Annotated in this window: 9 protein-coding genes; all 9 read right to left on the bottom strand. The window is 36.2% G+C overall.

Features of this window, described 5'->3' with window-relative positions:
• Nucleotides 1-55 precede the first annotated feature (55 nt).
• The 9 genes from MUB24_RS02370 to MUB24_RS02335 all read right to left on the bottom strand — a co-directional run bounded on the left by MUB24_RS02370 (nt 56) and on the right by MUB24_RS02335 (nt 11,558).
• Nucleotides 56-904: a carbohydrate ABC transporter permease gene (locus tag MUB24_RS02370; protein ID WP_396426689.1), complete on the bottom strand. Its 849-nt coding sequence runs from the start codon at nt 902-904 to the stop codon at nt 56-58.
• An 18-nt stretch (nt 905-922) separates the two neighbouring features.
• A complete protein-coding gene (locus MUB24_RS02365) occupies nt 923-1,774 on the bottom strand; it encodes a carbohydrate ABC transporter permease (protein ID WP_244701137.1) in 852 nt (283 codons plus the stop codon).
• A gap of 235 nt (nt 1,775-2,009) precedes the next feature.
• The gene (locus MUB24_RS02360) at nt 2,010-3,344 is read right to left on the bottom strand and encodes an ABC transporter substrate-binding protein (protein WP_244700724.1); all 1,335 of its coding nucleotides are present in this window, start codon (nt 3,342-3,344) and stop codon (nt 2,010-2,012) included.
• Between the two features lie 144 nt (nt 3,345-3,488).
• Nucleotides 3,489-5,060 carry a response regulator transcription factor gene (locus tag MUB24_RS02355; RefSeq protein ID WP_244700722.1) on the bottom strand — a complete coding sequence of 524 codons (1,572 nt, stop codon included), beginning with the start codon at nt 5,058-5,060 and terminating at the stop codon, nt 3,489-3,491.
• Between the two features lie 5 nt (nt 5,061-5,065).
• Nucleotides 5,066-6,796: a sensor histidine kinase gene (locus MUB24_RS23420; RefSeq protein WP_244700720.1), complete on the bottom strand. Its 1,731-nt coding sequence runs from the start codon at nt 6,794-6,796 to the stop codon at nt 5,066-5,068.
• Between the two features lie 501 nt (nt 6,797-7,297).
• Nucleotides 7,298-7,420 carry a hypothetical protein gene (locus MUB24_RS23150; RefSeq protein WP_280516843.1) on the bottom strand — a complete coding sequence of 41 codons (123 nt, stop codon included), beginning with the start codon at nt 7,418-7,420 and terminating at the stop codon, nt 7,298-7,300.
• Nucleotides 7,421-7,444: 24 nt separating this feature from the next.
• Nucleotides 7,445-7,879 carry a GNAT family N-acetyltransferase gene (locus MUB24_RS02345; protein ID WP_244700718.1) on the bottom strand — a complete coding sequence of 145 codons (435 nt, stop codon included), beginning with the start codon at nt 7,877-7,879 and terminating at the stop codon, nt 7,445-7,447.
• A 21-nt stretch (nt 7,880-7,900) separates the two neighbouring features.
• Nucleotides 7,901-9,712, bottom strand: coding sequence for an ABC transporter ATP-binding protein (locus MUB24_RS02340; RefSeq protein WP_244700716.1), 1,812 nt, complete (start codon nt 9,710-9,712; stop codon nt 7,901-7,903).
• A complete protein-coding gene (locus MUB24_RS02335) occupies nt 9,693-11,558 on the bottom strand; it encodes an ABC transporter ATP-binding protein (protein ID WP_244700715.1) in 1,866 nt (621 codons plus the stop codon). Before MUB24_RS02335 ends, MUB24_RS02340 begins: the two co-directional genes overlap by 20 nt.
• Nucleotides 11,559-11,825: the final 267 nt, after the last annotated feature.

Genomic DNA, 11,825 nt, shown 5'->3' with positions numbered 1-11,825 from the left:
TCCCTTACAGAAAAGTTGAATCTTTATCTCATGTTATTTTTATCCTTTTCATTCATCATGATTTCAGTCCACTCGTACTAATCCCTTCTACAATGTATTTTTGGAAAATAAAAAAGATGATAAAAACAGGTAGCAGACTAACAGTTGTCATGGCAAACATCGCTCCCCAGTTTGTGACGGCGTTCGGATCAGAAAAAAGCTTTAATGCCAGGGAAACGGGATATTTTTCTGGGGTTACTAGATACAGTAATGGTCCCATGAAATCATCCCAACGCCAATAGAATGAGAAAATCGTCGCTGTCATCATCGCTGGCACAATTAAAGGAACAATGATACGAAAGAAAATGGAAACGGTATCACACCCATCAATTCTAGCAGCTTGATCTAGCTCAGTTGGAATCGTTCTTATAAATTGCATAATTAAAAAGATGAAAAAAGGAACTCCGAAAAAGGTCGGTAAAATTAATGGAAGGTATGTGTCAACCCAACCAAAACTATTAAACATAATATATTGAGGGATCATAACCATTTCATACGGAAGCATCAAAGTAAGCATCATTAATACAAACCAAATTTTTTTCCCAGTAAACTTAATTCTCGCGAAGCCATATGCAATAAACGTGGAGGAAATGATACTTCCGATTGTGGCTATGAACGTAATAATAAATGAGTTTTTAAAGAAAGTGGTGAAGGTAATTCCACCAAATCCTTTCCATCCTTCTTTGAAATTGCTAAAATCCCATTCTGTTGGAATAAGTTTATGTGCATCAATGAAGACGGTCGAGCTTTCTTTAAAAGAACTCATCGACATCCATGCAAGTGGATACAACATTACTGCAGTAAAAATAATGAGCCCCACATGTAGAAGTATTTTCTTAATCCTCTTTTTTGTTTTTATTTCCATTATTAGGCTCCTTTCCCTTTAATCACCATAATGCACCCATTTATCTGAACTTTTGAATATAAGTGCAGTAAGGACAGCAATTATAATGAGCATAAACCAAGCCATAGCAGCGGCATAGCCCATATCAAAAAATTCAAACGCTCTACGATACATGTACAAAACATATAATAGTGTACTGTTCATTGGACCACCGTTTGTCACGACAAAACTTGGCGTAAAAGCCATAAATCCTTGAATCGTCTGCATTACCGTGTTAAATAAAATTACTGGCGTTAGTAATGGAATGGTGACTTTAATAAATTGCTGCCAAGGTCTGGCTCCATCAACACTTGCTGCTTCATAATAGGTCTGTGGAATATTCCTAAGTCCTGCAAGGAAGATGAGCATCGATGAACCAAATTGCCAACTATATAAAGCAACAAGTGTCCAAATGGCGGTATTCGGGTCACCTAACCATGAATGTGTTGGAAGACCAAGCATGGCTAAAATAGAGTTAAGTGCGCCATCATTACCAAATAATTGTCTCCATATAATAGAGATACCAATACTTCCTCCGACAACTGATGGTAAGTAAAGAAGAGTACGGTAAAGACCGACCGCTTCTACTACCTTATTCAATACAACCGCAACAAAGAGAGCAAAAATGAGTCGGATAGGTACAGCCACACCCGCGTATAGAAAAGTTACTTTTATAGACTCCTTCCATGTTTTATCATCTGTGAACATCCGTTCATAGTTTCCAAATCCAATCCAATTTGCTTGACCACCCATCGTATAATCAGTAAAGGACAAGTATAAGGAATATAAAATAGGAAAAAGCGTTAAACCAACTAAGCCGATAATAAATGGGGAAATAAATAGATAGCCCATACCCTCTTGATGATCCGTTTTTAACTTTCTTCTACTTAGGACTTTGAAAGGTATTTGGGATGTCCTTTCTGTTTTTTTTAACGGCATCGTCCTCATCCTTTCTTAATATATTTTTCTTATATATTTTTGAAAAATTAAATAGAACAGATGATGCTGTTGTTTAAGAATTGAATCCTTGTATTATGGAAACGGTCACCTTTTTATATGGGAGACCGTTCATTTACAAATTTTATAATTAACGGTTCAATATTGCCTCAGCCTCTTTTCTAAATTCGGCTGCTCCTTCTTCCGGTGATAATTTTTTATACATAACCATCTCATCAACATTCTCTAATTCCTTTATTACTTCGGACGCTTGGGCAGGGAAATTCGAATCAATGGGTGAACTATTATCTGTTACAAATTCAATATAATCAAAAACTTTTTTATCTACCTCTCCTAAATCAGCTACCATCTCATTCCGAATTTCTTCTTTAATCGGAATACCACGATCTGTCCCACCAATATCAAAGACCTCAATTGTATTTGTGAAGAAATCAATAAATTTTGCAGCCTCTTCTTTATTATTGGAGTTTTCGGCAATAGACCAAAACATTGCTGGTTTCAAAAACATACCTTTTCTATTATTAGCTCCGGGCAATAGAGTTAATTTAAGCTCTCTATCTGCTGCATCCGTTAAAACCCCAACTTGATTTGACCATCTCCAATCGATTGCAGCCTTTCCGTGAACAATAAGTTCATCTTCAGGTCCTTGTACTTGCTGGGTTACATCATACCCTGGGAAGACTCCTTCTTCATAAAGCTTTAAGTTCCGATTAAAATAATCAACTAAAATCTGGTCATCCTCATAACCCAATCCAGTCCCATCATCATTGAACAATCTATACCCTTGCTCTCTTACATAGAATTCAAAAACATTCTTTACTTCTGGTAATTTCGCACCGTAATTGCCTGTTTTATCTTTCACTGCTCTTACAACATTTTCGAAGTCCTCCCATGTCCAATCATCACTTATTTCCACTCCAGCTTCTTCCATCATGGCCGGATCATAAAGAGCTGTGTAAGCATTCGTTCCTGTAGGAATGCCTAAAAGTTTTCCTTCCTTCATACCCGAGTCCATAATAGTGTCATTTACTCCATCCAAATTGATTGTACCGTCCTCAACAAATGGATTCATATCTGCCAATAATCCTTGTTCAGCATATAGGTTTAAGTACTCACCGAAATTTTGTTGCATAATATCCGGAAGATTATTTCCTGCAGCCTGTGCAGCCATTCTTTCAAAATACCCGTCAAATCCCGTAAATTCTGGTTCAATTTTTATATGAGGATTTTGTTCTTCATAGAGCTCGATAATTTTTAATGTCATATCATGACGTCCTTGGGAACCCCACCAAGACATCCGCAATGTTACTTGTTCATCTTTACCTGCCTGTTGTTCCTGTTTATTTTTACTATCTTTATTATTACTTTCACTCACGTCTGACGAACCTTTCTCTGTTCCCCCTGAACAGGCTGTCATCATGGCGACAAATACAATTGTCAATAAAAATAGCAAATACTTTTTCATACTCTTCCCTCCATTTTTTTGAAAACGTTTACTATTTGTAACTACTATAGATTATTTAGTCACCTAAAAAAATAAAAAATACAGATATTGATGTATAAAAAATAGACTTATCCTAAAAAAGGAAAGAAGGGCATTTTTTCACCCTTATTCCCGATTGATAAGTCCATAATGTATTTTATATTCAGTTGGTGTAAATCCTGTTTGTTTTTTAAAAACTTGGCTAAAATAGCGAGGATTACTGCCAAAACCAACAATTTCCGCTATTTCAAACATTTTCATTTCCTTTGGTTGCTCCAATAATTCAATTGCTTTTTTGACACGCTGCTCTATTAAGAAATTAGAAAATTTTTCACCTACCTCCTTTTTAAATAATTTTCCGAGATAGTCTGGATTCAAGTATACGATATCATTTGCAATTTTCGTTATAGACAGCCCTTCGTCATCTAAATGTTCGTCTACATATTCTATAACCTGCCTTATAACATGGCTCTGTATCTTCTTCGTATCTGTGTAATGAAGCTTAACCACATCTTCCGCAACGGTCACAATATACTCTTTTACCTGTTTAAATGTGGGTAATTCTAAAAATTGGATAATCTGTTTAAATAATAATTTTCTGTGATCTTTACTAGCCTGTCTAATGATGGACATTAATAAATCCAAACTATGAGTCTTCACAACAGTCTCGTTGTAACCATCCTTTTTTAAACACACAAAAAATTTCTCTAAGTAATGGCGAATCCCAATCAAATCTCCATTTCGAATGGAAAGAATTACTTTTTCATGATCATAATGAAAGTTTTCTTCATTGCTCCTTTTAGACTTCCATTCCTTTTTGGTAATGATACTCCCCTCACCTAAGTAAAAACGTTCAGATAAACAATCTAAAGCTTCATTATATAAATCTCTTATTTCCTGTTGATTACCCGGACCACTTATCGCCGTTATAAACGAAACCTGAAAAGCTTGAATAAATTTTTTCTGAACCCTTTTTATCGTCTCGATAAAATTTTCCACTTTTTCATCTTTTACTAACATAACAATTCTCTCATCAATCACTGTATCTAATAATATATTCCGATCCTTTTTCATTTCCTCTAACATCATGTTCTTTAAGGCATATATAGGTTCATAGCCATTTTCCTTTTCAATCATAAAAATGAGCAATCGTAATGACGAAGAAGGTATATCTACAGCAAAAAACTTTTCGAAACGCTCCCATTCCTGTGCCCCATAATTTTTATTGGTCATATATTCTTTTAGGAATTGCTCTTTTGCACCTGGAATCATCTTTTTTATTTTTTGATCCATTGTTGAGATGAATTGCTGTGTACGATTTTGTTCATCGACCTCCTCAACTACCTCAAGAAGCGCCTGTTCAATTTTCATTTCATTGCTAGGTTTTAATAGATAATGCTTTACACCGTATGCCATCGCTGTTTTCGCAAATTCAAATTCATCATAGCCAGATAAAATGATAAATTTTACTTGAGGGTAAGCTGCATGAATTTTTCCAATCAACTCAATCCCATTCATTCCAGGCATTTTGATATCTGTAATGACGATATCGGGAACTTCCTTTTCTACAAAATCAAGAGCCATCTTTCCGTGGTATGCCTCTGCTATAAGTTTCGTACCATATTTTTCCCAATTTACTAAAAGGGCAATTCCTTGTAATATATTAATTTCGTCATCGACTAATAAAACCTTATACATATCTTTCACCTCGTCATAAAAGGTAACATGACGATCACTCTCGTTTCTGCTCCTTTTTTACTTTCGATGTGAATACCATATTGAGAACCAAACATTAATTTAATTCGTTCATTAATATTATGAAGTCCAATGCCAGTGCTTCTTGACTTAATCCTGCCCTCGAAAATAGATTGAATAGTTTCCTCTTCCATTCCAGGGCCATTATCAGACACAATTAAATAAAGCTTATCACCCTCCATTCGATAATCTATTTCAATCTCACACTTGGAAACAATCTCCTCTAAACCATGTTGGATGGCATTCTCTACAATCGGCTGGATCGTTAGTTTCGGAATACTATATTTTTTTATGCCCTCTATTTCATTAATTGTAAAATGCAGTCTATTTTGATAACGATATTTCTGGATCGTAATATAGTCATGGATAATATCGAATTCTTCTTCAATAGTGATTAACGGAGCCTTTTTGCTAATAATGTTACGCATCATATTGCCTAATGCTTCTGCTAAGTTTGATATCTTTTCCAATTTGTTCACTCTAGCAAGCCAATTAATTGAATCTAGCGTGTTATATAAAAAATGAGGATTAATCTGAGCTTGGAGTGCTTTATATTGTGTCTCCTTTATAATTAATTGCTTTTGATAATTTTCCTTAATAAGCTCATTGATCTTCTCAAGCATTAATTTGAAATTCTTTTGCATTTGTCCGATTTCATCGTTTTGAAAGCCTTCATTTTCAAAAGATACATCTTCAAATCGACCATTCTGAACTTGTTTCATTTTTTCCGTTAATGCCTCTATTGGTTTTGAAATAGCCTTTGCTGATCTTCTACTCACATAAACGGTCAATAAAATCATTAATATAATAAACATAAACATTAGATGGGTCATGACCTTAGTCTTCTCAGCAATATTGTCGTATGGAAGAATATTATAATAGGTAAGATGGGAATAATCCGATGTCTGAAAAGTGATAAAATACTTTTTCCCTTTCATTTTACTAATCTGATAGCCGCGATTTAAACCACTTGCCTCTTGGTGAATAACATTTAAAATAGCGCTTTCAACTGCTTTATCCATATAAAGAATATCATTTTTGTTTGCAATCACAATGCTCCTGTCACGAGGCTCATTTAAAAATTGCTTAAGCAAACTATTCATATCAATAGTGATTCCGAGAATTCCGAGATGATCTAGTCCAAGGTTCTCTGTTCTCCGAATTTGCCTAGCTGAAAGCAAACTATTCTGCCTAAGACTGGCCCAGACATTAGCTCCTTTGTATGGATAAATATCTGTATATTCTTTAAAATCCCCTTTAAATTCGGGATCATATCCCCCAATATAATGATCAGAATAATAATCAGTGACCTGAACCGAGGTTATATACCGTTCCATATTGGCATAGGCAACTAGGCGCTCCGTTAGCAACATTTTTGTTTTATATCCTTGATAATCAAGTTGATCTGACTTGATGGTTTGTAAATACGCTTGAATAAAACGATCCGTACTAATCTGAAAGGACAATTTATCAACCTTTTCGAACTCTTTATCTAAAACAGTTGACCACAAATGGAGACTTTCAGCGGATTCAGCGTAAATACGTTCCTCATACATTTTAGAAAAATAATGAAATAATAGTAAACTCGTAATAGTAAACAGGAAAAGCAATAATAAAGTAACAGTAAAAATTTTATTTTTGATGGTATTAAAATAATTCAATATGCCGCTAACTCTCACCATTTTCCCCCTTTCAATTGATTACTAATAGCATTTTATGAACAAAACAAGGGGCTTAATTTTATAAAATGCTATTTTGAACTAAACTATTCGTCGTTCCTTAAGTCTCATTCCAAGTACCCTTATGCTCATACGATTACTATTCTAAACATATTCTGCAATCATTTTGTTAGTTATTCTTTCGACATTATTGATGGTACTCCTTTTTTAGTGAGAAACTATTTTAATAGAAGAACCCGATAGGTTCCCTTTGGTATTATCGATTATCGTGATGCAATTTCAGAAAATACATTTAATGTTTTTGGGTTTAACTTTGGTAGGTTTAAAGGAGAGCGAAACTTCTATGGGGACATCTTTACGAATATATCGTATCTAATCACGAAAAAAATGTATATCGGGCACTCAGACAAGGTATTGTGCCCGACATTAGTGGAGAGGAAAGTTCAAAAACCTGGAATATATTTCGATTCTTTGGATCAAAGACAATTCTTGGGTTAACGATCATATTTTATAAGAATCTTGTTTTTCGATGATCCTACCATTATCATATGGATAAATGAATTCACGTTGGTTGATTTTTTCATTTAAAATTTTCTCAAGTTGTTCGATTGCAAGTTCTTTCATAATCTCAATATCCTTAATTTGCATTCAAAGTTCTAACGTCAAAATCCTAAACCCATCTTTATCAAAACCTGTCTCATTAAATCCCGCTTTTCTGAAACAGCTTAGACTTGCGAGATTATCAGGTTCAATTCCCACTTCAATTTTTTGTGCTCGTGATATCTCCGGCCTTTTCAGTAATGTTTGTAGCATTTTCGTGCCATATCCCTGATTTCTTAATTGGGGATGGGTTAATAAGGCTATTGAGGTTAAGAAATCAATGTCCTTTTCCATCCAGATTGCCCCGACAGGCCTACCTTGTTCCTGGACAAGCCATGCCCAATAATAAGGGCTTTTCTGCACATATTGAAACCAATTGCTTAACGGCAAGATACCACCTAATCGAAGCAATACCTCTTCATCCTTAAACCATTCGTCCAAAACCTCTAGATGGGCTTCATCCAATCTAAGAAAATCCAACATTCAATTCTCCTCCTCTTTATTCTACGCATACCACTGCGCTTGCAGACGATACATATGGGCATAATGCCCGTTTGCTTGCATGAGTTGTTCATGGGTTCCCTGTTCCGCAATGCCGCCATTATGCAATACAATAATCCGATCGACTAGCTTACATATTCCTAATCGATGCGAAATAAAGATCGTGGTTTTGTCTTGAGCAATCTCCTTAAATTGTTTATAGACTTCCACCTCTGCCTGCGGATCCAGGGAAGCTGTTGGTTCATCTAAAATAAGTAATTCCGCATCACGAATATAGGCGCGCGCAATGGCTACCTTTTGCCATTGGCCTTGGGAAAGCTCCTGCCCATCAAATTCCTTTCCTAGAAAGGTCTCATATCCTTTGGGCAATTCCTTAATCATTTCATCCGCACCAGAGGCAATCGCCGCTCTTGTTATTTCTTTATCATTATCCATTTTTCCAACCTGACCAATTGCAATATTATCCTTGACCGTCATATGATATTTATGGAAGTCTTGAAAAATGGCTGTGCATTTTTTTCTCCAGGAGGCTATATCCGTCTCTTCTAAATCCATTCCTTCAACAGAAATTTTTCCATTGGTCGGTTTGTACAAACCAAGTAGTAATTTTATTAATGTTGTTTTCCCCGAGCCGTTATTACCGACCAACGCAATTCGTTCACCAGGTTTGATATGCAAATCAATATTTTGAAAAATAGGCTCCTGTACACCCGGATAGGCAAAGCTCATTTCCTTGCACTCGATGCCCTTCGTTAATTGCCCTGCCGTAAAACTAACACCCTGATTCTGTTCCTCCGGTAATTCCAGATAATCAAAAAAATCTTTCATATATCTTAAATCATTATGAACCAGTGCCATCGACCAGAAAAAATTAGTCAACTTTTCTTGGAACTGGATGACGGCTTGAATAAAAGCGGCGTATTGTCCAACAGAAAGTAAACCTACTGTTGCAATATAGACAACACCCGTTAAAACGATTGTAAAGGTGATCGTATTCCCATTAGAACTAATCAATTCTAGGCGGCTCTCCCTCCGCGCTAACTGAATTCGGTCAGTGATCAGTTTTTCATTCAACGTTTTCCATTTCCTTCTTATATGATCCCCTAAACCGAATAAACGTATTTCCCGCGCCGCTTCCCGTGCTGTCAATAATCTTTCAAAATAATGTAACTTCCGCATATCTGTTGTTTGCTTGCGCTCGAGAATATATTGTTCCGTAAATAATCGTACTTGGACAAGCGAAAAAATCGTACTGCCAATCAATAGAATCAGAGGGATACCCCAATGAATGAAGCCTAAATAGAGCAATAAGGAAACAAGCGTGATAAAATCACTTATACTTCTAAAGATAAAGGCCATCGTCGAAAATAATCTTGATTCCAACCCTTTATTCGCACGCTGTAATTGATCATAAAACTCAGGATTTTCAAATTGTGCCAATGATAGATGATGCGTTTTCTCAATGATGAATCCTTGAATGTCAACTTTTATACGCTCTTGCATATGATCCCTCACCATTGATCCGAAGATATTGCCAGCAAATTGCAAAATAAGAGCAAGAATAAAGAGTGCCACCCAAAAGGAAATCTCGGGAGGAACTCCAGAAGAGGTACGTCCTCCTAATTCTGTGATCGCATTGACCAAATGTTGCAAAGCATAAATCGATAGGAGGGGGATCATTCCCATCAATATGGTCATAAACATGATGAAAATTACTTCCTTTGGCGCAGTTGAAATCAAAAGCTTGAATAATTTAAGCAAATAATGCCACCGCTTCCATGAATTTTTCCAACCTTTATCGTTCGAATGTGACATCCTTTTCCTCCTCCCGATGCTGATACCATCCCGCTTGCTGCCGATATAAGTCAGCATAAAGGCCTTGACGAGCAATAAGTTCCTCATGATTCCCTGTTTCTACAAGCTCTCCAGCTTGTAAATGGATAATTTTATCCGCTAGTTTTGCTGATCCTAAACGATGCGAGATCAACATCGTTGTCTTCCCGGCAGCTACTTGACTGAATTGTTTATACACTTCATATTCGGATTGAGCGTCCAATGCAGCCGTTGGTTCATCCAACACTAAAATATCCGCCTCTTTAAAGTACGCTCTAGCAATCGCAACCTTCTGCCATTCGCCGCCCGATAAGTCTTTAGAATTTTCATATTCTCTTCCCAATAATGTTTGATAGCCATAGGGAAGTTGAGAAAGCACTTGATCTATTCCGCTCTGCTGAGCAGAATGATGTAATTTTTCTGCATCTGTAAAATGATTCATATCACCAAAAGCGATATTTTCCTGCGCACTCAATTGATACTTGACAAAATTTTGAAACACCGCGGCTGCTTTTTTTCTCCATATCGCTGGATGGATGTCTTTTAAGTCCATCCCATCGACAAGAATTCTGCCTTTTGTTGGCTCATATAACCCTAGAAGCAGTAAAGCCAATGTGCTTTTTCCGGCCCCATTCTCGCCAACAATCGCTACTTTCTCCCCTACCGCGATATGTAAGTGAATATTTTTCAAAGCAGGTTTTGAACTGCCTGGATAAGAAAAATGAACATTTTCAAATACAATGCCTTCTCGGATGATTGCTGGAGCCTTGTTCCCTGAAGATCGCTCTTCTATTCCGTCCTGTAAAAATTTCGGTACATACTGAAATTGAAAGAAAAAATCGGACAGCATTTCTCCATAGTAGGAGATTAGCTGCATCGCTTGCTGATAGCGATTCAACATATATATAAAAGCGACAAATGCACCAACAGTAATGTTTCCATTCATAGTTGAATAGACAGTGGCGATAATCATCATGGATAAGATCATAATTAAAAGAATTGTACCTTTTATGCTTTTGAAAGCTGTTTGTTTTCGTGCCTGAAGCAATTCCCCAATTAGTTGATCGCTAACCTCCTTCCATTTTTTTAGAAAAAAAGAACCGAGTTCAAACAAGCGCAATTCAGCTGCGGTTGCACGTGAGGTTGACAAATTAAGCCAATATTGAAATTTCCTTTTCAAGGGAGATTGCTGATAATTTACCCGAACAAATTCTCGATTTGCTTGAATATTGGTGATAATTAATGGAACCGAACCGATCACTAGTAATAAGGCAGGCACCACACCAACTTTGTAAATAGCGAAGATAATCACGATCAGTTCCACAAGATGCCCTAATAAAAAACCAATACCTTCGATCGCAGAGGTTAATTGATTATTCGTCGCCCTTTTCGCATTTTCCAATTGATTATAATATTTCTCTGATTCAAATGAACGTAAATCTAATGCGACCGCCTTTTCAAAAATATGATTATTTAGGATACTCGATGTTTTTTCCTGTAATTGTTTCGAGATATAAGGTTGAATTGCGTTCGTTGTATGTTTGATGAACATCGCCCCTATAAAAATAAGCACCCAAGGCAACAAGGACAGAATCACCTGGCGAAAATCAGACTGAAAGGGAGTTTGTTCGATTAACCGATTAATCAAAGTCGTCATCGCCCACAATTCAGCTGCAAGCGTCAATCCTCCACAGAGGTTTAACATAAATAAAATCATCGTCCATGGCTTCGAAGCTTGCCATAGAACACTCTTAAAATAATTGAAAACCTCCAAAAAACTCTTGATTGGGTTACGTACAGCTCTAAATTTATCAAATAACTTTGACAATCATTCATCCCCCATTTTTCTATCATTCTATCAAAATATAGTCAAGACGATCCCCTCAAAAATAGTATTACACTAATAATGAGGGCGTTTGCAATTGACTTTTGTATCCACTCTTTTTCCTTCATTTTTATAAACACTTTACAAATGATTAAATCATATAACTGACCAAGTCAACAAGGGAAAAATCAGTTATAATTTAATATGATGGATGATTTAGGTTGGGACAGCTGAAAAAGCATAGGAAATGACCATTAAAAAACCTGACAT

This window comes from Lederbergia sp. NSJ-179 (assembly GCF_022867885.1).
Classification (GTDB): Bacteria; Bacillota; Bacilli; order Bacillales; family Bacillaceae_C; genus Lederbergia.
Note: the sequence above shows the minus strand (reverse complement) of the source record. Positions and strands in the feature narration are given on the sequence as shown.